This window comes from Chelatococcus sp. KU-N122, from assembly GCF_055391085.1.
In genome coordinates this window covers 6,090,229-6,111,497 of the sequence record NZ_AP043981.1, presented here as the reverse complement: position 1 = coordinate 6,111,497, position 21,269 = coordinate 6,090,229, and the positions used below count along the sequence as shown (strand labels likewise).

General features: G+C 69.4%; 16 protein-coding genes, 1 tRNA gene and 1 riboswitch. Of the genes, 7 read left to right on the top strand and 10 right to left on the bottom strand.

Annotation, left to right across the window (positions count from 1 at the left end; translation table 11 throughout):
- Nucleotides 1-47 precede the first annotated feature (47 nt).
- Nucleotides 48-908: an FkbM family methyltransferase gene (locus ACZ5PO_RS27785; RefSeq protein ID WP_464185371.1), complete on the top strand. Its 861-nt coding sequence runs from the start codon at nucleotides 48-50 to the stop codon at nucleotides 906-908.
- On the opposite strand, the gene ACZ5PO_RS27780 is transcribed toward ACZ5PO_RS27785, so the two are convergent.
- The 3 genes from ACZ5PO_RS27780 to ACZ5PO_RS27770 form a co-directional block, all read right to left on the bottom strand.
- The gene (locus tag ACZ5PO_RS27780) at nucleotides 898-2,505 is read right to left on the bottom strand and encodes a carboxyl transferase domain-containing protein (protein ID WP_464185370.1); all 1,608 of its coding nucleotides are present in this window, start codon (nucleotides 2,503-2,505) and stop codon (nucleotides 898-900) included. The genes ACZ5PO_RS27785 and ACZ5PO_RS27780 overlap by 11 nt on opposite strands.
- Before the next feature lie 199 nt (nucleotides 2,506-2,704).
- Nucleotides 2,705-3,892, bottom strand: a complete 1,188-nt coding sequence (locus ACZ5PO_RS27775; protein WP_464185369.1) for a serine hydrolase domain-containing protein — start codon at nucleotides 3,890-3,892, stop codon at nucleotides 2,705-2,707.
- Nucleotides 3,893-4,017: 125 nt separating this feature from the next.
- Nucleotides 4,018-4,983 carry an arsenic resistance protein gene (locus tag ACZ5PO_RS27770; protein ID WP_464185368.1) on the bottom strand — a complete coding sequence of 322 codons (966 nt, stop codon included), beginning with the start codon at nucleotides 4,981-4,983 and terminating at the stop codon, nucleotides 4,018-4,020.
- Between the two features lie 32 nt (nucleotides 4,984-5,015).
- Nucleotides 5,016-5,076: riboswitch (Fluoride riboswitch) on the top strand.
- A gap of 256 nt (nucleotides 5,077-5,332) precedes the next feature.
- On the opposite strand from ACZ5PO_RS27770, the gene crcB (ACZ5PO_RS27765) reads away from it, so the two are divergent.
- From crcB (ACZ5PO_RS27765) to ACZ5PO_RS27755, 3 genes are read left to right on the top strand one after another with little or no spacing between them, the layout of a single operon-like run.
- Nucleotides 5,333-5,731, top strand: coding sequence for a fluoride efflux transporter CrcB (gene crcB, locus ACZ5PO_RS27765; RefSeq protein ID WP_464185367.1), 399 nt, complete (start codon nucleotides 5,333-5,335; stop codon nucleotides 5,729-5,731).
- Nucleotides 5,731-6,144 (top strand): fluoride efflux transporter CrcB, encoded by a 414-nt coding sequence (gene crcB / locus ACZ5PO_RS27760; protein ID WP_464185365.1) that lies wholly within the window; start codon nucleotides 5,731-5,733, stop codon nucleotides 6,142-6,144. Before crcB (ACZ5PO_RS27765) ends, crcB (ACZ5PO_RS27760) begins: the two co-directional genes overlap by 1 nt.
- Nucleotides 6,145-6,158: 14 nt before the next feature.
- On the top strand, nucleotides 6,159-6,506 hold the full coding sequence (locus ACZ5PO_RS27755; RefSeq protein WP_464185364.1) for a DUF190 domain-containing protein: 348 nt from the start codon (nucleotides 6,159-6,161) through the stop codon (nucleotides 6,504-6,506).
- Here the strand turns inward: ACZ5PO_RS27755 and lipB are convergent.
- Nucleotides 6,503-7,270, bottom strand: a complete 768-nt coding sequence (lipB, locus tag ACZ5PO_RS27750; RefSeq protein WP_464185363.1) for a lipoyl(octanoyl) transferase LipB — start codon at nucleotides 7,268-7,270, stop codon at nucleotides 6,503-6,505. The genes ACZ5PO_RS27755 and lipB overlap by 4 nt on opposite strands.
- A gap of 163 nt (nucleotides 7,271-7,433) precedes the next feature.
- On the opposite strand from lipB, the gene ACZ5PO_RS27745 reads away from it, so the two are divergent.
- A tRNA-Leu gene (locus tag ACZ5PO_RS27745) sits at nucleotides 7,434-7,517 on the top strand.
- Between the two features lie 213 nt (nucleotides 7,518-7,730).
- Nucleotides 7,731-8,039: a putative quinol monooxygenase gene (locus ACZ5PO_RS27740; RefSeq protein ID WP_464185362.1), complete on the top strand. Its 309-nt coding sequence runs from the start codon at nucleotides 7,731-7,733 to the stop codon at nucleotides 8,037-8,039.
- 84 nt (nucleotides 8,040-8,123) lie between these two features.
- Here ACZ5PO_RS27740 and ACZ5PO_RS27735 read toward each other — a convergent pair whose 3' ends face one another.
- Nucleotides 8,124-9,074 (bottom strand): dihydrodipicolinate synthase family protein, encoded by a 951-nt coding sequence (locus ACZ5PO_RS27735; RefSeq protein ID WP_464185360.1) that lies wholly within the window; start codon nucleotides 9,072-9,074, stop codon nucleotides 8,124-8,126.
- 361 nt (nucleotides 9,075-9,435) lie between these two features.
- Between ACZ5PO_RS27735 and ACZ5PO_RS27730 the strand changes: the two genes are divergently transcribed.
- Entirely contained in the window at nucleotides 9,436-11,364 is a 1,929-nt protein-coding gene (locus tag ACZ5PO_RS27730; protein ID WP_464185358.1) for an SDR family NAD(P)-dependent oxidoreductase, read from the top strand.
- Between the two features lie 368 nt (nucleotides 11,365-11,732).
- Here the strand turns inward: ACZ5PO_RS27730 and ACZ5PO_RS27725 are convergent, their stop codons facing one another.
- From ACZ5PO_RS27725 to ACZ5PO_RS27705, 5 genes are all read right to left on the bottom strand, one after another.
- Complete coding sequence (locus ACZ5PO_RS27725; RefSeq protein ID WP_464185356.1) at nucleotides 11,733-16,028, bottom strand: translocation/assembly module TamB domain-containing protein; 4,296 nt, start codon at nucleotides 16,026-16,028, stop codon at nucleotides 11,733-11,735.
- Between the two features lie 17 nt (nucleotides 16,029-16,045).
- The gene (locus ACZ5PO_RS27720; RefSeq protein ID WP_464185354.1) at nucleotides 16,046-18,034 is read right to left on the bottom strand and encodes an autotransporter assembly complex protein TamA; all 1,989 of its coding nucleotides are present in this window, start codon (nucleotides 18,032-18,034) and stop codon (nucleotides 16,046-16,048) included.
- A gap of 375 nt (nucleotides 18,035-18,409) precedes the next feature.
- On the bottom strand, nucleotides 18,410-19,237 hold the full coding sequence (locus tag ACZ5PO_RS27715) for an MBL fold metallo-hydrolase (protein WP_464185353.1): 828 nt from the start codon (nucleotides 19,235-19,237) through the stop codon (nucleotides 18,410-18,412).
- Nucleotides 19,238-19,279: 42 nt separating this feature from the next.
- A complete protein-coding gene (locus ACZ5PO_RS27710; RefSeq protein WP_464185351.1) occupies nucleotides 19,280-20,035 on the bottom strand; it encodes an SDR family NAD(P)-dependent oxidoreductase in 756 nt (251 codons plus the stop codon).
- A gap of 82 nt (nucleotides 20,036-20,117) precedes the next feature.
- Nucleotides 20,118-21,269 carry an iron-containing alcohol dehydrogenase gene (locus ACZ5PO_RS27705; protein ID WP_464197058.1) on the bottom strand — a complete coding sequence of 384 codons (1,152 nt, stop codon included), beginning with the start codon at nucleotides 21,267-21,269 and terminating at the stop codon, nucleotides 20,118-20,120.

The following is a 21,269-nucleotide window of genomic DNA, read 5'->3' as shown; positions in this document are numbered from 1 at the left end:
GCAGCGCTCGGTGTATGGACGCGGCCTCCACTTTCATTGCTTGGACCATGGCTCAGACGTCCGCACCGGATCGAGATACCTTCGGCGCCTTCGCGCCCACGCCGCTGATACGGGCGGCCATCGCCGTCACCCGGACCCTGCCCGAGACGTGGTTCGGCCGCCGGGTGGCGCTGGCGCTGCGTCAGCTCGCCATCCGCAGCCTCGACGGCTCGCCCGTCGACATCGAGGTGCTGGGCGCGCGCATGCGGCTGTTCCCCTACAAGAACATCTGCGAGAAGAAGGTGCTGTTCACGCCCCAGTTCTTCGACGCGGAGGAGCTGGAGCTGCTCGCCAAGCGCGTCGAGGCGGCGCGCGCCCGCGATGCGGGCTTCACCTTCCTCGACGTCGGCGCCAACGTCGGCGCCTATTCGGTGTTCGTGGCGGCGAAGGCCGGACCGCGGGCGCGCATCCTGTCGATCGAGCCGCAGCCGGACGTGTTCGAGCGGCTGGTGTTCAACATCCGCCAGAACCAATGGCCGACGGTGAAGGCCATCGCCTGCGCCGTGGCGGACAAGTCGGGCGAGCTCACGCTGTTCCTCGACCCGGACAACAGCGGCGAATCGAGCCTCAAGATCCTGGGCTCGAGCGACGCGACGCCGATCCGGGTGCCGGCCAAGACCCTGCACCAGCTGGCCTACGAAGAGCGCTTCGAGCACATCGATGCGGCCAAGCTCGACGTGGAGGGGGCGGAAGACCTCATCCTGGAGCCGTTCTTCCGCACGGCGCCCCGCTCGCTCTATCCCAAGCTCATCATCCTGGAGGACGGCTCTGGGCGCTGGCAGATCGACCTGCCCAAGCTCATCGAGGACACCGGCTACAAGCTGCTGGTGCGCACCCGGCTGAACTTCGTCTTCGAGCTCACATCCTGAAGACGCCGAAGGTCGTGGGCTCGACCGGTGCGTTGAGACAGGCCGAGAAGGCGAGCCCCAGCACGTCACGGGTCTCCGACGGCATGATGATGCCGTCGTCCCAGAGCCGGGCGCTGGCGAAGTAGGGATTGCCCTCCACCTCGTATTGCGCACGGATCGGCGCCTTGAAGTCCGCCTCCTCCTCCGCTGGCCACGTGCGCCCGTCGGCCTCGATGTTGTCGCGGCGCACGGTGGCCAGCACGCTCGCCGCCTGCTCGCCGCCCATCACCGAGATACGGCTCGACGGCCAGGTGAACAGGAAGCGCGGCGAGTAGGCGCGCCCGCACATGCCGTAGTTGCCGGCGCCGAACGAGCCGCCGACCAGCACCGTGATCTTGGGCACCCGGGCGGAGGCGACGGCGGTCACCAGCTTGGCGCCGTCCTTGGCGATGCCGCCGGCCTCGTACTGGCGGCCGACCATGAAGCCCGAGATGTTCTGGAGGAACAGCAGCGGAATCCGGCGCTGGCAGCAGAGCTCGATGAAGTGGGCGCCCTTGACCGCGCTCTCCGAGAACAGGATGCCGTTGTTGCCCAGGATGCCGACGGGGATGCCGTGGATGCGGGCGAAGCCGGTGACCAGCGTGGTGCCGTAGAGGCGCTTGAACTCGTCGAACTCGGAGCCGTCGACCAGGCGCGCGATCACCTCGCGGATATCGTACTGCTTCTTGAGGTCGGTCGGCACCAGGCCTTCCAGCTCGGCCGGATCGAGGCGCGGCGGCACCGCCGCGGCAAGGTCGATGTTGGCGGTCTTGACGCTGTTCAGCGTGCCGACGATGCGCCGGGCGATGGCGAGCGCATGCACGTCGTCGGTCGCGTAATGATCGGCGACGCCCGACAGTCGCGCGTGCACGTCGGCGCCGCCCAGATCCTCGGCGGAGACGACCTCGCCCGTCGCCGCCTTCACCAGGGGCGGTCCGCCGAGGAAGATGGTGCCCTGGCGGCGCACGATGACGGTCTCGTCGGACATGGCCGGCACATAGGCGCCGCCGGCCGTGCACGAGCCCATCACCACGGCGATCTGCGGGATGTCCCGCGCCGACAGGTTGGCCTGGTTGTAGAAGATGCGGCCGAAATGCTCGCGGTCCGGAAAGACCTCGGTCTGGTGCGGCAGGTTGGCACCGCCCGAATCGACCAGATAGATGCACGGCAGCCGATTCTCGGCGGCGATCTCCTGGGCGCGCAGGTGCTTCTTCACCGTCATCGGGTAGTAGGTGCCGCCCTTGATGGTCGAATCGTTGCAGACGATCATGACCTCGCGGCCGGCGACACGGCCGATGCCGGTGATGACCCCGGCCCCGTGGATATCCTCTCCGTACATGCCGAAGGCGGCGAGCGCCCCGACCTCCAGGAACGGCGCGCCGGGATCGAGCAGACGCGTGACCCGGTCACGCGGCAGCAGCTTGCCGCGGGCCACGTGGCGCTCGCGTGCCTTGGCCGGGCCACCCGCGAAGACCGCCTTGCGGCGCGTGGCGAGCTCGGTGCCCAGCTCGCTCCAGGCCGCCGCATTGGCGCGGAACTCATCCGAACGTGGATCGACGGCGGTCTCGATGATCGGCAAGTTGGCCCCTCCCCGTGGCGCGACGCGCGCCGGTCGAACGGCCGGACTATACAAGCCGCCGTGCGCCGGTCGAGGGGGAAGCGCTCGCCTCTGGAGCGCGTCGCGGCTGCCTTGCCCGGCAAGACGCGCTCCAGATTCTCCATGTCGACGCGTTGAAGCTTAGCCGCCGATCGGACTCGGACCACCGATCGCGAACGCGCTAAGCCGCGTGCTTGACGTGATCCATCCCCGCGTAGATCCCGCTCTCGAAAGCCGAGAAGGCGTCCAGGCACGCCTTGTCGGCGAAGGGCAGCACCTGCATCAGGATGACGCCGGTCACGTTACGCACCGGGTCGATCCAGTAATAGGTGTTGGCGAGGCCGGCCCAGGCGAGGCTGCCGGGGCTGCGGCCCTCGGGCGTCTGAGCCGTGTTGATCATGAAGCTCAGGCCCCACTTCTTCACGATGCCCGGGAAGAGCTCGACGTCGTTGGTGGCGAAGGCGACGGCGGAGGTCATCTTGGTCATGGCGAGGTCGCCGATGTGGTTCTGCGCCATGGTCGCGACGGTTTCAGGCCGCAGCAGCTGCCGGCCGTCGTGGCGCCCGCCGTTCAGGATCATCCGAGTGAAGCTCAGGTAGTCCCGGGCGGTGCCGTAGAGGCCACCGCCGCCCATGTGGAACTCTGGACTTTGCTCGATCTCGAACGGGATGGGTGCCAGCGAGCTATCCTCGCCGCGCGCGTGCATGGCGACCAGGCGGGCGCGCTGCGCGGCGCCGATCCTGAAGCCCGTATCGATCATGCCGAGCGGGGCGAACAGATGATCGCGGAGGTAAGCGTCAAGCCGCTGGCCGCTCGCCGCCTCCACCGCCTTGCCGACGAAGTCGAGGCTGGTGCCGTACTCCCACCGGCTGCCCGGATCGGACATGATCGGTGTCTTGAGCGCCGCGTGCTGGCAGCTGATGATGCCCGGCGTGCCGGTCTTCGCCAGGTACTTCACCATATCGTCGTTCCACATGTCGTAGCAGAAGCCGGATGTATGGGTCAGCAGCTGGCGGAGCGTGATGTCGCCCTTGGCGGGCCGCAGGATCGGTTCGCCTGCGGCGTCGAAGCCCTCGAGCACCTGGGGCGCCGCGAGGTCGGGCAGCACTGTGCCGATCGGCCCGTCGAGGGACAGCTTGCCTTGCTCGACCAGCTGCATGGCCGCCGCCGCGGTGATCGCCTTGGTCATCGAGGCGATCCAGAACACGCTGTCGAGCGTCATCGGCGTGTCGTTGGACAGGTCGCGCTTGCCGAACGCCCCCTGGTAGATCACCTCGCTGCCGGTCGCCGCCATGGCCACCACGCCAGGGATCTCCTTGGCATCGGCCCGCCGACGCAACGCGTCGTCGATCTGAGACAGGCTCAGCATGGTATTCCTCCCACGTGTTTTTCACGCCGGCATCTTGAGCGGCCGGCAGCGCAGCCTGACTCGCTTCGGCGAGCCCCGCAACGAATCAGTCGCTGGCCGTGACCGGCGGGCGGCGTGCCGTCCACCTAAGGAGCACGCGGCTCTTCGCCCAGTCTCGGCATGAGGCGCACGTAGACGAGCTCGCTCAGAAGCTCGACAAGCGTCTGGGTGACGATGACCGCCGGCAGAACCGGCACGGCGCCGGGAACGGCGAGACCCAGCGGCAGGACGACGAGCGAGTTCCGCGTCGCGGCGCTGAAGGCGACGGCTCGCGAACCCGCCGCGGGCAACCGGAGCAACCGTCCGACGGCAAAGCCGACAAGGGGCGCCATGGCCGCAAAGGCGACGTAGATCGGCAGCGCCCGGACGGCGCTGGCCCGCGCGGCATCGAACTGGGGCACGACCGAGGCGACGACGACGAACAGCACCAGCGCAGTCGCGGGCACGGGGAGCAGACCGAGACGACCGCTGACTCGGGCCCCTGTCGTGCTTCGGCGTGCCCACGCCTGTACCAGGCCGGCGAGCAAAAGCGGCACTGCGATCAGCCAGACGAAGGCGTGGACGAAGGGCTCGATGCGGATCAGGCTGCGGCCGGCTTCGCCCAGGATGAGCCCGAGATAGACGGGCAGGAGCAGCATCTGCGCACCGAGCAGCAGCGGAGTCGCCGCGAGCAGGGCGCGGGCGTCGGCCCGGCCGAGGTGCGCGAAGGTGACGACATAGTCGATGCACGGCGCCAGCAGGACGATCGGCACGCCCAGGCGGACGAGCGGATCGGCCGGCAGCAGCGGCGTCAAGGCTGCGACCAGAATGGGAATGGCAACGAAGTTGGCGCCGAGGAGTGCGAGCATGAAGCGGACTTGCCGCAGTGACCTGCCCAGTTCCGTCAGCGGCACCTGGAGAAAGGTCGCAAACAGCATCACCGCCAGGGCCGGATTGATGGCCGGCGCCAGGGCGCCGACCGCGGGTGCCGCCAACGCTCCCGCCGCAGCAGCAGCCACTGCGCCGAAGTAGATCGCGACCTGATGGCGATCGAGAGCGTCACGCAGGCTCATTGACTATGGTCCAGCAAGCCCCGTACCTTTGTTCGCAAGAAGGGGATGGGGTCCCCCGAAACCGCCGCAGAGGCTGATGACTCCTACCAGGCGTATTCCAGCGCGGTAGGATCCTTTTGTCTTCCATTCGCTTCCATCGGTCGAGTGACGCCCGCGTCGCGGTCCCTTCGCGAGGATCGCCGGCCGCCGCGGCCATCCAATCCTGCGCGCCTGCGATCCGACAGCGTCTCCCCCGCGGAGGCGCGATCGGAGCCGGCGCGTCGACTATCTGCCTTTGTCCTTGCATTGGAATCGCTTCAGCATCGGGCTCTGTTGGTACCGTTGCCGCGGCCGCGAAGGTGGATGGCGCATGAACTTCGAAGCCTGCCTCCTCGTGATGGTCGGGGGCTTTCTCGGCGGCGTCAGCCGCTTCTTCGTGTCCGGCTTCGTCGGGCGCCGGATCGGCGAGACCTTCCCCTGGGGCACGTTGGTCGTGAACGTCTCCGGCGCGCTGGGGATCGGCGCGTTCGCCGGGGCGGCGCGCGTCGCCGGCGGACCCTTCGCTGACGAGATGCTGCGCGTCTTTATCGTCGTCGGCGTTTTCGGCGGCTACACGACGGTGTCCTCCTTCTGCTTGCAGACGTTGAACCTGGCGATCGGCGGCGAACGGCCCCAGGCGATCTTCAACGTCGCAGCGTCGGCGTGCCTGTGCGTCCTGGCGGTCGCCGCCGGCTTCTGGTCCGTCGTCGGGCTGGTCGGTGAACCGTGATGCACATGGGCGACAAGCGGGCCGCTCTGCGGCTCTATCTGGCGGTGGGATGCGGGGCGGCGATCGGGTCCCTGCTCCGCTTCCTCTCGGGCGTGGTGTTCATATCGATGCTGGGGCAGAGCGCGCTGCTGGCCACGGCATTCGTCAACGTCCTCGGATCATTCGTGATCATGCTCTTCGCCACGGTCACCGGGCCGACCGGGCGGCTCCTCGTGGGGCCGGTCGGGCGGCAGTTCGTCACCGGCGGGATCTGCGGCGGCTTCACCACCTTCTCGGCGATGAGCCTCGACACGTTCATCCTGCTCCTCGGCGGCGATTTGACACTTGCGGCGAGCTACCTCGTGACCGTGGTCGTGCTGTCGCTGGCGGCGGCCTGGCTCGGCCACGGCGTGGCGATCCGAATCAACAGATGAAGGAGGACAAGCGGATGAAGCTTCCCAAGGACTGCGTCCTCCTGCGCGTCTTCTTCGGCGAGGAGGACAGGGCCGCCGATGGACGCCCCCTCTACGAGGCGATCGTCGTCACCGCGCGCGAAGCGGGGATGGCCGGCGCCACGGTCCTGCGCGGACCGCTCGGCTTCGGCCGCTCCAGCGTGCTCCACACGGCGAAGATTCTGCGCCTGTCGCAGGATCTGCCGATCGTCGTCGAGATCGTCGATGCGCCCGAGAAGATCGACGCCTTGATCCCGCGGATCATGGATTTGACGAACAGCTGCCTGATCACGACAGAAAAGGTTCAGGTCATCCGCTACGGCGACGGAGATCCGTCGGCTTAGACGCGCACCGTCGGGCCGAACACCGCTTCGAAGCTGTCGCGCAGCACCGAATCCACTTCGGGCATGGTCACGGGAATGCCGAGATCGACCAGGCTGGTGACGCCGTGCTCGCGGATGCCGCAAGGGACGATGCCGGCAAAGTGCGCGAGATCCGGCTCCACATTGAGGCTGACGCCGTGGAACGTCACCCAGCGCCGCACGCGGATGCCGAGCGCGGCGATCTTGTCCTCGGCTGATTCGCCGGAGGCCAGGGACGGCTTGTCCGGCCGGCGCACCCACACGCCGATCCGGTCGGCACGCCGTTCGCCCCTGACGTTGAAGGCCGCCAGCGTGCCGATCAGCCAGTCCTCCAGCGCGCCGACGAAGGCGCGCACGTCCTGCTGGCGGCGCTTCAGGTCGAGCATGACGTAGGCCACGCGCTGGCCCGGCCCATGATAGGTGAACTGCCCGCCCCGGCCCGTCCGAATGACGGGAAAGCGGCCGGCGTCGACGAGGTCACCGTCCTTGGCGGAGGTGCCGGCGGTGTAGAGCGGCGGGTGCTCGAGCAGCCACACGCGCTCACGGGCCGCCCCCTCCGCGATGGCCGCGGCACGGGCTTCCATGGCGGCGAGCGCAGTACCGTAATCGACGAGGCCGTCGGCGATCGCCCATTCGACGGGCGGCGAGCCTGCCGCTGCCGGAAATGGGTGCGCTGGCCAATGGCCCGCCGGTACGGCGCCGCGGCTTGCGGTGGGCGCTGCGGATGCTTCGGCTTCGATCTTCATCGCTCATGATGTCGCCCCGCATCGGCATCGGCGCAAGATCACGGCGTGCACACGGAGCGTGGATTGGCCGGCGAGGTGGCCTTGTGGAACCCCGAGCCATCTGCTACATCGCGCCGCTCTGACGGGGCTTGCCCCGGAGGCATCCCCTTCAAGGGGACCACGAGCGGTCGTGGCGGAACGGTAGACGCGCTAGCTTGAGGTGCTAGTTGGGAGACCAGTGGAGGTTCGAGTCCTCTCGACCGCACCACCCCCTCTGTGGGTGGGCAACGCTTCTGACGCATGGCGTCTCCTCATGTGGGGGAGACCAGGGCAGTTGGGGGCAGCCGGCGCCGCCGCGCGCGAATCGGCGATCCGAGCACCGAGACATGGCCGTCCGGGCTTGACCCCGGGAATTGGCGCCTAGGTGCTACGGTACGCTGCGGCCGGCTCAACATGACAGGCCGCGCGAGCGGAGTGTGCCATGTCCAAGTTCGCTCTTTATGTGCCGCTGAAGGCCAAGCCCGGCAAAGAGCAGGAGGTCGCGGATTTCCTCCGCGCCGCTCTGCCCCTGGTGAACGCAGAAGCCGGCACCGTCTCCTGGTATGCGATCCAGGAAGGCCCGTCGTCGTTTGCCATCTTCGACACCTTCGATGACGAAGCAGCGCGCGAGGCGCATCTGAACGGCAAAGTCGCCGCGGCCTTGATGGAGAAGGCCAAGAGCGGCGATCTGCTCGCCGAGCCGCCGCAAATCTACAAGCTCGACGTCATCGCCGACAAGCTGCCGAAGTAGGCAGGCTTGCTCGGCGGGGTCGCAACCGAGCGCCCGACCGCGGCCCTCCTGGTCCGGGCTCCGCGATCCACCACACGGCCAACCTCAGGCGGCGCTCGCCGTCGCGAGGCGCGCTCGCGCGTCATGCCGCGCGAGACGCCCGAGCAGCAGCTCGATCTCGGCTTTCGCCGTCGCCGACAGGCCGGCCGCCGGCTTGCGCTGGGCGTCCGAGGCCAGGATGCCTCGGCGCATGAGCACGTATTTGCGCACGGCAAGGCCGATTCCCTGCTGCTGCTCGTAGCGCAGCAGCGGCAGATGCGCGTCGAAGAGGTCGTGCGCGGCTTCGCGCTCGCCGCGCCGGGAGCGGGCCACCACGTCGACGAGCATGTCCGGGAAGGCGTAGCCGGTCATGGCGCCATCGGCGCCACGCTCCATCTCGAAGTCGAGAAAAAGGCCGCCGTTACCGCACAGGATCGAGATCGGCCGCAGCTGCCCCTCCTTCTGCAGGGCGCGCAGTGCCGAAATCTTCTCCAGCCCGGGCCAGTCCTCGTGCTTGAGCATCACGCAGGACGGATTGTCGCCGATGATCCGGCTGATGACGCCCGGCGTCATGATCACGTTGAGGGTCAGCGGGTAGTCCTGCAAGACCCAAGGCACGTCGTCGCCGATCGCCTCGGCCGCCTGCCTGAAATAGCCGACGATCTGCTCGTCCGTTCTGAGGCTTGGCGGCGGGGCGATCATGACGCCCGCCGCCCCCGCATCCATGACGCCGCTGGTGAGGCTGCGCATCGCGGCAAAGCCCGGCGCAGACACGCCGACGACGATCGGCAGCACGGACCGCCGGATGACGCGGCGGGCGACATCCAGGGCTTCCGTCGCGTCGAGCTTGGGCGCTTCGCCCATGATGCCGAGGACGGTGATCCCGGTGCAGCCCACCTCGGCGTAGAAGTCGGTCAGCCGATCGAGGGAGACATCGTCGAGCCGCCCGTCCTGATGAAACGGCGTCGGCGCGATGGCGTAGACGCCATCCGCCTGTTCTGTCAGCTTCCGTGGCACGTCTGGTCTCCGAAGTGTCGTGAGACCTTATAGGAAGGCGGCGCAGCCGTCGCCAACGCCGTCGGCCGCAACCAGCTGGGCCGCTCCCGTGCCGTCGCCCGCCGATGGGACCATCGCTTGTATGTGGTGGCGTTTGGCCCTATTCCTCCCGCCGCCCCGTTCGAGCACGTTCCGCCGGAATGGTGACCGGTTCCTGAAGCGCGGACTTGCTCTCGCGTTCCGAGCTGGGACGCCACCGTCGTGTTCGGATGGGTCCACTTGGCCGGACCTCGCCTCACGAGATGACGACAGATGTGCGCGGGTTCGTGGTGTTGGACCGGGCCGTCCATCATCATCGTGACAAGGCGCCCCGAGGAGCATGATGGCATCGCGACGCGCGATCAGGACAATACTGGTCAACCTCATCGCCGATCTTGCGGCCACCTCATGCGCCGTCGTCCTGTCGTTCTACCTCCGCTTCCAGGACGAGCGTCTGGCTGCGTATCTGCATGAGCTGCCGCTCAGCCTTGCGATCCTCCTGCCGGCGGCGGCGGTGGTCTTCCTCGCCGCGCGGCTGCCCGAATCCAAGTGGCGATTCGTCTCGCTGCCGGACGTCATCAAGATCGTCCGGACGGCGCTGACGCTGGCGCTCATCATTCTCGTCTTCGACACCGTCGTCTCCCACCCGGCGCTGCTCGGCCGCAACTATTTCGGCCGGGCCTGGATCCTGCTGTTCCTGCTGCTCGAGATCCTGTTTCTGACGGCCCCCCGTGTGGCCTATCGGGCCCTCAAGCAGCGGCAGATGGCGGCGCAGGTGCCACGCGAGGCGCGGGAGGCGGCGCTGATCGTCGGCACCGGCCTCGAGCTCGAGGCGCTGCTGCGCGCCGTGGAATTCGGCCCGCTGTCACGGCTGCGGCCGATCGGCCTGCTGACCCGACGCACCGCCGACATCGGCCAGGCGATCCGCGGCGTCATGGTGCGCGGCGGCATCGGCGACCTGGCCTCCGTGCTGCAAGACCTGGCGTCGCGGGGAACGCCGCCCTCGGTCGTCGTCGTGGCACCGTCGGCCATGGCTCCCGAGGCCAATCCGGGGATGATCCTCACCGTGGCCCGGCGCTTCGGCGTGCAGGTGATGCGCACGAACGCGCTCGACGCCGACGAGATCGACGGCGGTTCGGCCCAGCTGGCGCCGCTGTCGATGGAGGACCTGCTGCTGCGCCCGACCGTCACCGTCGACGAAGCCACGCTGACCGCGCTCGCCAGGCATCGACGCATCGCCATCACCGGCGGCGGCGGCTCGATCGGCGGCGAATTGGCGCGCCGGCTGGCGCGCTACGGCGCCGGCGACATCCTGATCCTGGAGAACTCGGAGCCGGCGCTGCACGCGATCCTGGAGGATCTGTCGCGGGTGCCCACCTGCCGCGGCACCGGCCGGCTGTGCGATGTGCGCGACCGCGACCGGCTGTTCGCGATCCTCGCCGAGTTCAAGCCGCAGGTGGTCTACCATGCGGCTGCGCTGAAGCATGTGCACTACCTGGAGAAGGACTGGGGCGAAGGCATCCGCACCAACGTCTTCGGCGCCATGAACGCCGCCGACGCGGCGATCGCCTGCGGTGCTGCGGCCTTCGTCATGATCTCCACTGACAAGGCGGTGAAGCCGGTTTCCATCCTCGGCGCCACCAAGCGGCTGGCGGAGATGTACGTGCAGGCCAAGGATGCCGCGCTCACCCGTCAGCCCGGCGGTCCGGCCGCCACCCGCCTCGTCGTCGTCCGCTTCGGCAACGTGCTGGGCTCGAACGGCTCGGTGGTGCCCAAGTTCCGCGAGCAGATCGACAAGGGCGGCCCGGTCACGGTCACGCACCCGGACATGGTCCGCTACTTCATGACCATCCCCGAGGCGTGCGACCTGGTCGCCGTCGCGTCCTTCCACGCCATCGACGATCCGGCCAAAGCCACCTCGATCTACGTGCTGAACATGGGCCGGCCGGTGAAGATCCTCGATCTCGCCACGCGCATGATCGAGCTCGCCGGGCTGAAGCCGGGCGAGGATATCCGCATCGAGTTCAGCGGCATGCGGCCGGGCGAGCGGCTGGAGGAGATCGTGCTGGACGACAGCGAGGCGACGCATCAGGTCAACCTGCCGGGCATCATCGCGGCCGACCCGAGCTTTCCCGATGTCGCCGTGCTCGGGCGCTGGCTCGACGCGCTGGGCGTCGCCCTGGCGAGCGGCGACCAGCTGAAGGTCTACGGCGTGATCAATGCCGCCCTGCCCACCTTCCCCACCACCCCGAAGGACATGAACGCCGCGTGACCTCGACGGGCGTCACGGGCTGGACCGTGGGGCGGCGCCCACCGCCCCGGCCGATGGCGGTCGGGCAGCGGGCGAGGCTCGGTAGCCGGGCGCGCCTGTGCCGCGATCGGACCGCTCGGCGTTGGTGATCGGTTTGCCGTTGACGAGGCGCTCGCCGGCCCCGTCCCCGCGCCCGCAGGTCGTCGGCTCCTGGCTGTTGAAGGCACGGCGCCAGCGGCACCGGCGCGGCTTGCGCGAAACAAGCATTCGCCGGGCCTTCGAAGGCGCCCGAGCGAGATGATCTATCCTCGAATCAACATCCCGCTCTAAGTCTTTGTTTTGAGCGTGATCTCGTCCAAGAACCGGTGTCCGCTTCTTGGGGGCACGCTCTAATATTCCCACTCGGCGCCGACGCCGACCGAGGTGTTGCCGGTCGCGCCGACCAGACCCTGCACACGGATATGGCGCGACACGTCCACGTCGACGGCGAGCCCCGTCGTTTCCGGGCTCGTGCCCGGCCGTACGTTGACGCGCACGCGGTTACCGAGCGCGCGGCTCAGATTGCCGAGCGGGCCACGGTCACCGCTGCCCGACACGTCGGCGCCGCTGAGGCCCAAGGATTGCCGCAACCGGTCGAAGGCCCCATCGCCGTTGCCGGCAAACTGGCTGGCGATCTGCGCCAGCTGGATCGCCTGGAATGCCGACAGCTGGCCGGCGGGCAGGCCGAACAGGATGCGCGAGATCACCTCCTCCTGCGGCAGATCCGGGCTGGAGGAGAAGGTGAAGACCGGCTCGGCGGCCGGGCCCGAGATGGCGATCCGGGCCGTCACCCCCACCGACTGGTTTTCCGCAACGAAGTCGAGCTCGGGGCTGAGGGTGCCGCTGAAGATGACGCGGCCTCTGGTGAAGTTGAGCGTCTGCGAGCCCAGGTCGAAGCGGCCCCGCCGCAGCTCGAAGGCGCCGTTCGGCGTCGGCGCCGACACCAGGCCGGTGACCGTGAGCTGCCCGCCGAGATCGGCGTTGATGCCGCGGCCGTGCACGTAGATCCGGCCAGGCGCCGAGACGTTGATGTTCAGCACCGCATCGAACGGCGGGGCCGCCCGGCCGCGTCCCTTGGCCCTGGCGGCGGCGGCCAGGCGTGCCTTGGCCTGGGGCGAGGGGTTGATCTGGCGGGTGCCGGGAATGGGCTTCAGCGAGCTCGGCAACTGCTCGGGCACGCTGATGTCCAGCGCCTGGATCGCGACGCCGCCGCCGATCGTCGGCTTCTGCGCCAGCGGCCCGGTGACCGACAGGTCCAGATTGGCCTCGGCGCGGACGGTGCCGTCGTTGATCAGCTGCGCGTTGCGGCCGGTGATCTTGAGCGAACCGGGAAAGCCCGCCGCCGGGTCGAGCCGCACGGTGCCGGCCAGGGCGAGCGTGCCGCCGTTGGCGGTGGCACCGGTCAGCCGCTCCACGACCGCCTCCTGGCCGCGGGCCGCGATGCGACCCTGGATCCGGTCGACGCGTACACCGAGATTGGCGTCGGAATAGGCGCCGCCCGCGATAGTCACGCCGCCGTCGACCGACGGCCGGGTGAGCGTGCCGCCGACCCTGACGTCCACATTGGCGCCGCCGGACAGGCGCCGGCCGGTCGGGGCCAGGGTGACGTTGGCAAGGGCGAGGTCGAGCTTGCCGAGCGCCCGCAGATCGACCGCCCCGGTCGGGTCGAGCGGCACGCTGCCGTTGGCCGAGAGGCTCAGCACGCGGCCGGCGTTGGCCTTGGCGTCGAGCGAGCTACGGCCGGCGGCCATTCGGCCGCTGGCCGTCGCATCGATGGGCGGCAGGCCGGAGCTCTTGAGCTGCGGCGCCATCAGCCGGGCGACTCTCAGCTGCCAGTCGCCCGCCGCCTGGGCCGCCGGCCCCTTGAGGCGCGCCTCGCCGTCGACTGTGCCGGCAAGCCCCAGGCCCGGCATGAAGATGTCCGCCGCCGACAGCGGCACCGCGCGCGCAGTGACGGTGACGTCGAGCTCCGAGCCGACGAGCCCCTCTGCCGAGATGCGGCCGCCGTCGACGGCAACGACGACGTTGCGGATGTCGGCGCCGCCCGCCTTCATGGTCACCGTCGCCGGCCCGGCGAGCGCCAGCTGCCGATTGCCGCGCCGGGCCGTGAGCGAGGCGATCTCGATGCGCGTCGCCTCGCCCGGCACCACGCGGCCGCGACCATTCAGGTCGAAGCCGACCGCCTGCGCCTGTAGCGTGACGTCGCTGGCCGCGGGCGTGCCCTTGGCCTCGAAGCGGATCTGCGACAGCTGCTGTCCCGCCACCTCGGCGCGCTCGACGCTCGCCGTGCCGTCGATCACGGGACGGCGGTAGACGTCGCTCGCTGCCACTCGCGCAGCCACTCGCTCGGCCCGCACCTCGCCGAAGCGCAGGTGATTGCCGGTGGCGTCGAGCCGGACGCCCTGCCCGCCGCCTTCGGCGCTCAACACCAAGGCGGCGTTGAGATCGCCGGAGAGGTGCGTGAGCACCAGCGCCGAGATGTCGTCCAGATTGCCGGCCGCGACACTAACGCGGCCGTCGGCCAGATTGGCACCGTCGAGCGTGACGCCGCCGTCGACCTTGACCGAGCCGACGGCCAGATCGAGCCGGTCGAGCAGCCAGCCGCCCTCCTTGCGCTTGGCGAGATGGAGCTGCCCGTTGGCCGGCGCGCCGCCGACGCGGCCGCCCAGGGTCGCCTGCAGATCGAGCTGGCCGAGCAGGTCCTTCGCCGCGACGTCGAGGGCGAGCTCGGGTATCGGCCGGTCGAGCGCCGTCGCATTGCTCAGCGCCACACGCGCCGTGGCCGCCAACCCATCGAGCGGGCCGCTCAGCCGCACCGTCGCCTCGCCCCTCCCCGTCAGCCGCTTGTCCGCCCGGCTCAAGTCCGCGACGGTGACGCGCGCGTCGACCGCTGTCCCTTCGGGCCTGGCTTCGCCGTTGACCGTCGCGCCGGCGTAGGCTCCGGTGAGCGCCAGGTTGTCGAAGCCGTAGCCGCCCCGCGGCAGGGTGCGGATCGTGCCGGCGAGCGTGAGCTTGCCGCCGGCCAGGTTGTCGACCGCGGCGATGCCGGTGCCGAACGCTGCCGCACGGCCGTCGACCACGGCCTTGACCTGGTTGAAGCGCGGCGCCCCGCTGAGGTCCGCCCCCACGTTCATTGCGCCTTTCAGATCGAGCCCGGTCAGCGCCTTCAGGCGTGCCAGATCAGGAATCTTGAGCGCCACCCGGCCCGCCAGCTCACGGGCTCCCGCCTTGCCCGTATAGTCGGCGCTGAGCGTCGGGCTCTGCAGGCGCAGCACGGTGAAATCGGCGACGCCGCTGCGGTCGAGCGTTCCGTGCAGGGACGCCTCGAGGCGATCGCCGACGGCCTCGCCATAGCCTGGATTGGCGAGCTTCATGCCGGTGACGGCGGCGTCCCCGGACAAGGTGATCTTGGCGTTACGGTCGTTGAGCGCCGTCGTCGACACGGCGGTGAAGTTCGCCTTGGCGCTGTCGATGCGGCCCGACGGCAGCCGGGCGTTGCTCACGTCGAGCGTGGCATTGACCGTTGGGCTCACCGCCGGTCCGACGATCGAGGCGTCGAAGGCCAGCTTGTCGATCTCGGCCGCGCCGGCGTGGGTGCGGCTGCCGTCATTGGGCAGCGCCGCCGCTTGGACGCGGACATCGAGCCCCCAATCCTTGGACACGGAGCCGTTCACCGCCAACCGCGCCGTCTGCGACGTGACGGCCACGTCCTCCAGCCGCGTCGTGCCGTCGTCGCCGAACACGACATTGCCCCCGAGCCGCGTGGTGCCGGCGAACACCGGCGCCACCACCGCCGGAAACAGTCCCTGGATGCGCGCGTCGAGATTGAGCGCCAGCGTGCGAACCGCACCATTGCGCTGCAGCTGGGCCCCCCCTCTCGCGCCGATGTCCGGGCCCGCATCGAAATTGAGGCTCGCGCCAAAGGCCTGCAAAGTGCCATTGCCGTTGAGATCGAGCTTGACCGGCGGCAGATCCGGGATGGACGCGGCGCGCGCCAGGATGCCCCCGGCCGGCTCGTCGAAGTTCAGAGCCAACGTCAGCGCCTGGGTCTGCGGCACCAGCTCCAGACGCGCATTGAACGTACCGGGCGCGTCGAGCCGTCGGGCGTCGAGCTTCAGGTTGAGCCCCTGGGACGGATCCCCGAGCCGCAGATCGCCGCTGGCCGTCAGGCGAGCGGCGGTGCCGATGACCGGCTCGCCGAGCGCCAGCTCCTGGAGCTTGAAGTCGCGCACCACGACTTCGACGGGCAGCTCCGGCAGCAGCGGCTCGTCGGCGCCGGCCACCGGCGCCTCCGCGGGCAGCGGCCGGCGCAGCAGCTCGAGCTGGCCGATCTCCAGGCGATCGATGTCGAGACGGCCTGACAGCAACGCGAGGCGGCGCCAGACCAGCCTGGCGCTGTCGAGCCTGAACCACACGCCGTCGCGATCGGCGATGGTGATGTTGCGGACGGTCGCATCCGACGACAGCGCACCTTCGACCGAGCCGATCGACACCTGGGTCGTCGGCGTCGACAGCGCCCGCGAGATCAGGTTGCCGAGGACGGTGCGCTCGTTGTCGTCGCTGCGGCCGACGAGCGGGTTGACCAGCCAGGCCGCGATCAGCAGCGCCAGGCCGAACGGCAGCGCCAGCAGTCGGGGCCAGATCATGCGTCGGCGCGCGTTCATCAGAAGGCCTGCCCTATGCTGATGTAGAGGCTTGCCGGCGTGTCGCCGGGGCGGCGGTCGAGCGGAAAGGCCACATCCGCACGGATCGGCCCGATCGGCGTGTAGTAGCGTAGCCCAATACCCGCCGATTTGTAGAGCTTGTCCTTGAAGTTCGGAAAGCTCGACTCGAAAGCGTTGCCCGCGTCGAAGAACGGCACGATGCCGATCGTGTCGGTGATCTTGATGCGCGCCTCGAAGCTCGCCTCCAGCAGGCTGCGGCCGCCGACGACGAAGCCGAACGGGCCGGTGGGGCCGAGACTCTGGTTCCGATAACCGCGCACCGACGCCGCGCCGCCAGCATAGAAGCGGTGGTTGGCGGGAATCTCGTCCAGCCCCGGACCGCCGAGCGAGCCGATGGTGCCGCGGCCGGCCAGCACGATGCGGGCGTCGTCGTCGAGCGCGAGGTAAGTCGATGCTTGCAGGCGCGCCTCGGTGAAGCCGACCGTTGAGCCGAGGAACGTCGGATAGGGCGTCGCCGAGGCGACGATCTTCACGCCGCGTGTGGGGTCGAGGGGATTGTCGGTCGAGTCGTAGGTGACCGAAACCGGCAGGCCGACGATGAAATAGTCGATATTGCTGATGACGTCGCTGGTCTGGCCTCGTTCGGCGCGGATCCCGCCCTGCACATAGAAGGTATCGCTGATGCGGTGGCGGATGGAGATCGCGCCCTGCACGTCGCGGACCGTGTAGCCGCCGAAGCGATCGCCGCCGGTCCGGTCCCGTTCGGCGAGGGCCTCGGCGATCAGATCGTTGCGCGTGCCGCCGAGCGCGGGCTTGACGAAGGTGGCGCGGAAGCGGCCGCCGACGTCGGACGGCAGGACGTCCTTGAAGCTCTGGAGCCGCGTGCCGTCGTTGCGCGGAGCGACGAACAGGCTGCCCTCCAGGCGCAGTTGCTCGGCGCCGCCGAACAGGTTGCGATGTTCCCAGTAGGTTCGCACCGAGGGTCCGTCGACGGTCGAGAAGCCGGCGGAGAAGCCGATGACGCGCGGCAGCCGCTCGCTGACCGCCACGAAGACCGGGATGCGGCCCTCCGCGTCGAGCTCATCGGCCTGCGTCACCCGCACCGAACCGATCGCTGGAATCGACGCCACGGACTTGCGCGTACGGGCAAGGGCCTTGGGCGAGTAGGGATCGCCCGGCTCCAGATAGATGAACGAGCGCACCACGGCCGGGTCGACACGCTCGGTGCCGCTGACGCTGACCTCGCCGATCGGTGCGACGGGCCCGGGGGCGACGACGAACACCACGTCCATGCTCAAGGTCGAGTGGTCGACCGTCGGCTGGATGTCGACACCCTTGGCGAGCGGATGCGACTGGTCGCGGAAATAGTCGACGATCCGGGCCTGCGCGCCCCGCAGCAGCGCAGCCCGCGCCGGATCGCCGGCCGCGAGCTTCAGGGTCTTGCGTGGCAGCTCCGTTTCGGAAAAGGCTGCCCCGGAGGCGTCGACCACCTCGATCGTATTGATCTTGTAGCGTTCGCCGAGCGTGGCCGTCACCCGGACCGGCACCACGCGGACGCCCTTGTCGGCGTTGGCCGCGCGCGCCGCGGCAGCCAGGGAAGCCTCCGTGACCGGCAGCTGGAGCGGCGCTCCGCCCACGTCGATGGTCACGGCGGCGTCGTAATAGCCTTCCGCCCAGAGCGCATCCACCATCGGCGCCAGGTCGATGGAGGCACGCTGCGCCAGCGCCGCGCCGTCGGGCGGCGCATCCTTGCGCAGGCGGTAGAGGTTGGAGACGCCTCGCAAGGCAGAGACCGCGGCCCTGTCGTCGGCCGCCTCGAACGTCACTTCGTAGGAGACGGCGTCGGACGTGGGAGCCGGCGGCTCCTCGCTGCCGAAGAGACCGAAGAAATCGAATGCGCGAGCATCTCCCGCGACCGAGACGAGAGCGAAGCACGACAGCAGTCCGATGAGTGCCGGGCCGAGGCGACCTCGGGGCACCAAACCCATACGCTTCTCCAGACTCCGGCGGCACGACGCGGGGCGAGACGGGCCCTTTGTGCCGTTGCCGGCCTGATCAGTCCACCCGCGGCGCCACAAATTTGCCAATCGTTGGACTGCGGCAACGCAGCCGAGACCATCGCCGGAAACTGGTTAAATCGGTCTTTTCATACCGTTTGCGCCGCAACCTCGGCCGTAGCGATCACAATGACGCGCGCAGACAGTGTGTCTTTTTTCCGATCAGATCGTCACATCCGGTCGGATCGTTGCATCCGATCGGGATGACACGCCCGCCGCTTGCGAGGGCAGACGGGTCCTGGACCCGGCGATTCCGTTCGGTCGGCGAGCGCCCGATGGGCCTCGCCGGGCCTGGAACGCGCGGCCTCAGACGATCTCCAGGCGAAAGCCGCCGCCGTCGGGCTTGATCCGGCCACGCGCGGCTCCGGTGAAGTGCCCGCCGAGCAACGGCGTGCCGGCGGCGGCAAGCCGCTCGAACAGGGCGCGCCGCGTCTCGGCCGACTGCCGCTTGTCGTAGTCGGCCGAGGAGGACCATTCCGGCCGCGCGATCTGGCAGGGATGGTGCATGACGTCGCCGCCCAGCAGCAGCTCCTCGCCCTTGGACCGGATCAGCACGCTGAGATGGCCGATGCTGTGGCCGGGGGTGGCGACGAGCGAGATGCCCGGCGCGATCTCGTCCTCCGGCTCGACCAGATCGACGAGGCCCGCCGCGTGCACCGGGCGCACGGAATCCTCGAATACGGCGCGATGCTCGGTGTCCTCCTGCTGATCGCGCCAGTAGTCGAACTCGACCCTGCCCATGACATGGCGCGCCTTGCCGAACGTCGGCACCCACGCGTCGCCCTGCCGGGTCGTGTTCCAGCCGACGTGGTCGACGTGGAGATGCGTGTTGACCACCAGATCGACGTCCCCGGCAGGCGCCCCGGCCTCGGCCAGTTGCTCCAGGAACGGCTCGGTCCGGTCGTTCCAGTGGGGCACCTTGCGGCCGCTCTTACCGTTGCCGAGGCCGGTGTCGACCAGCATCAGCAGGTCCGGCGTTCTGACGACGAACGTCTGCACGGCGATCCTGAGCCGGCCACGCTCGTCGGCGAAGTGCGGCTCCAGCCAGCCGATCTTCTGCACCTCCTCGGGCGTCGCATCGGGCAGGATGAACTTGCTGCCCCCGGTCGCCTCGAGCTCGACGACCCGGGTCACGGTTGCGTCTCCGACCTTGAACTGCATCGGACCAGCCCTTTCCTATGTGCGCAGCGTCAGCCCGCCGTCGGCGATGAGGCCATGGCCGGTGATGAAGTCCGCCTCGTCGCTGGCGAGCAGGAACACCGAGCGCGCCATGTCGATCGGCTGGCCCAGGCGACGGAGTGCCGCTTTCTTGGCCCAGACCTCGGCAATGTGAGGATCGGCGAACGAGGCCTGCGTCATGCCGGTCTGGATCGCCCCCGGCAACAGGTAGTTCGCCGTGATCTTGAACTTGCCCAGCTCGAGCGCGAGCGTCTTGGTGAGCCCCGCCACCGCGTGCTTCGACGAGGTGTAGGCGGCCAGGCCGATGTCGGTGTCGAAGGCCATCACCGAGGCGGTGTTGATGATGCGCGCCCGGCCCTTCTGCTCGGCGCGCTCGCGCAGCGCGGGGATGGCGGCGCGGCAGATGCGGAACGGCGCCCGCACGTTGACGGCGAACAGCCGGTCCCAATCGGCATCCGCCGTTTCCGCGGCGAGGCTGCGATGGCTGACGCCGGCATTATTGAACAGGATGTCGATGCCGCCGAAGGCCTTGAGCGCGGCACCGACGATGGCGTCCGGCGCGTCGTCGTCGGCCACGCTCTTGGCCAGCGCGGTCACGCCGGCGATGCCGGCATGGGCCTCCTCGATGCCGCTGCCGGGGCGGTCGACCGCAAGGATCTCGGCGCCCTCCCCGGCGAACAGGCGCACGGTCGCATGGCCGATGCCCGAGCCTGCGCCGGTGATGATGGCCACTTTTCCTGCAAATCGCTTCACGCCGACGCACTCCTCTGCCTGCCGCTGTCGTTCGATGGATGGGGACGGCGCCGCTCCTCCCCGCGCCGTCCGACGGAGCCGCTCACCACGCCTGTTCGAGGATCGCCAGCACGTCGCTCGGGCCGTTCACCTTGCGCGGATTGGTCGGCGTCCACGGGTCCCCCATCGTGAGCTCGGCCACGCGCGGCAGATCCTCGCGCTTGATGCCCATCGCCGCCAGCGTATGCGGCAGGCCGAGGCCGACGATGAGATCGGCCACCGCGTCGCCGGCATCGTCGCCCGGGCGGCCGAGCGCCGCGGCGATCAGGGCCTGCCGGTCGGCGTTGACCGGCTTGTTCCAGCGCAGCACGTGGGGCAGCGTGATGCACGAGGTGATGCCGTGCGGGACGCCGAAGCTGCCGCCTAGCACGTGGCCGATGGCATGGCTGACGCCCTTCTCCACCCCGCCCTGGGTGCCGACCATGGACAGCCAGACGCCGATCATGGCGTCGAGGCGCGCGTCGAGATCCGCCGGCTCCGCCCGGGTGCGCGGCAGCGCGCGAGCCAGCAGCTGCAGCGCCTGGGTCGAGGCGGCATCGGCGAGAGGCTGGCTGTTGATCGAGCAGATGTCCTCGACGGCGTGGTCGACCGCGCGGATGCCGGTGGAAAGCCATAGCTCGGCCGGCGTATCGACAGTCATGCGTGGATCGAGCACCACCACCTGCGGCGTCATCTGCTCATGGTAATACATCTGCTTGAGGTGACGGGCCGTGTCCGACACGCCGGCGAAGGACGTGAACTCGGCGCCGGACAAGGTGCTCGGCACGGCGATGACACGGATCGGCAAGGCCGCGTCGTGCACCGGCTTGTCCCGCCCCTGGAGGGCATCGAAGGCGTCAGCCGTGAAGGCGCCGGCGGCGAGGCAAAGCTGCGCCACCTTGGCCGCGTCGATCACCGAGCCGCCGCCGATCGCCAGCAGCAGGTCGGCCTCGAGGTGGCGCGCCTTGACGGCAGCCGCGGCGACATCCTCGCGCGGCGAGTGCGCCCGGATGCCGGACGCCAGGCCGACGAAGCGATTGCCGAGCACGCGCCGAAGGCTCGCTTCGACCGGTTGCGCCGCCGCCAGCGAGCCGCTGGCGATGACGAAGACCCGGTGCTTGCCGAGCCGCTGCACGTGCGTGGCGACAGCATCCGCCCATGGTCTCCCGAAGACGATGCCATCCGCCTTCGGGAACATGTAGCTGCCGACGAGCAT

Bases quoted from the DNA above. Each gene is read 5' to 3' on its own strand.
- crcB (WP_464185367.1), top strand. From the start codon at position 5,333: ATGAACTTCGAAGCCTGCCTCCTCGTGATGGTCGGGGGCTTTCTCGGC.
- ACZ5PO_RS27720 (WP_464185354.1), bottom strand. From the start codon at position 18,034: ATGGGTTTGGTGCCCCGAGGTCGCCTCGGCCCGGCACTCATCGGACTG.
- ACZ5PO_RS27730 (WP_464185358.1), top strand. From the start codon at position 9,436: ATGGCATCGCGACGCGCGATCAGGACAATACTGGTCAACCTCATCGCC.
- ACZ5PO_RS27725 (WP_464185356.1), bottom strand. From the start codon at position 16,028: ATGATCTGGCCCCGACTGCTGGCGCTGCCGTTCGGCCTGGCGCTGCTG.
- lipB (WP_464185363.1), bottom strand. From the start codon at position 7,270: ATGAAGATCGAAGCCGAAGCATCCGCAGCGCCCACCGCAAGCCGCGGC.
- crcB (WP_464185365.1), top strand. From the start codon at position 5,731: ATGCACATGGGCGACAAGCGGGCCGCTCTGCGGCTCTATCTGGCGGTG.
- ACZ5PO_RS27775 (WP_464185369.1), bottom strand. From the start codon at position 3,892: ATGCTGAGCCTGTCTCAGATCGACGACGCGTTGCGTCGGCGGGCCGAT.
- ACZ5PO_RS27740 (WP_464185362.1), top strand. From the start codon at position 7,731: ATGTCCAAGTTCGCTCTTTATGTGCCGCTGAAGGCCAAGCCCGGCAAA.
- ACZ5PO_RS27755 (WP_464185364.1), top strand. From the start codon at position 6,159: ATGAAGCTTCCCAAGGACTGCGTCCTCCTGCGCGTCTTCTTCGGCGAG.
- ACZ5PO_RS27770 (WP_464185368.1), bottom strand. From the start codon at position 4,983: ATGAGCCTGCGTGACGCTCTCGATCGCCATCAGGTCGCGATCTACTTC.
- ACZ5PO_RS27705 (WP_464197058.1), bottom strand. From the start codon at position 21,269: ATGCTCGTCGGCAGCTACATGTTCCCGAAGGCGGATGGCATCGTCTTC.
- ACZ5PO_RS27785 (WP_464185371.1), top strand. From the start codon at position 48: ATGGCTCAGACGTCCGCACCGGATCGAGATACCTTCGGCGCCTTCGCG.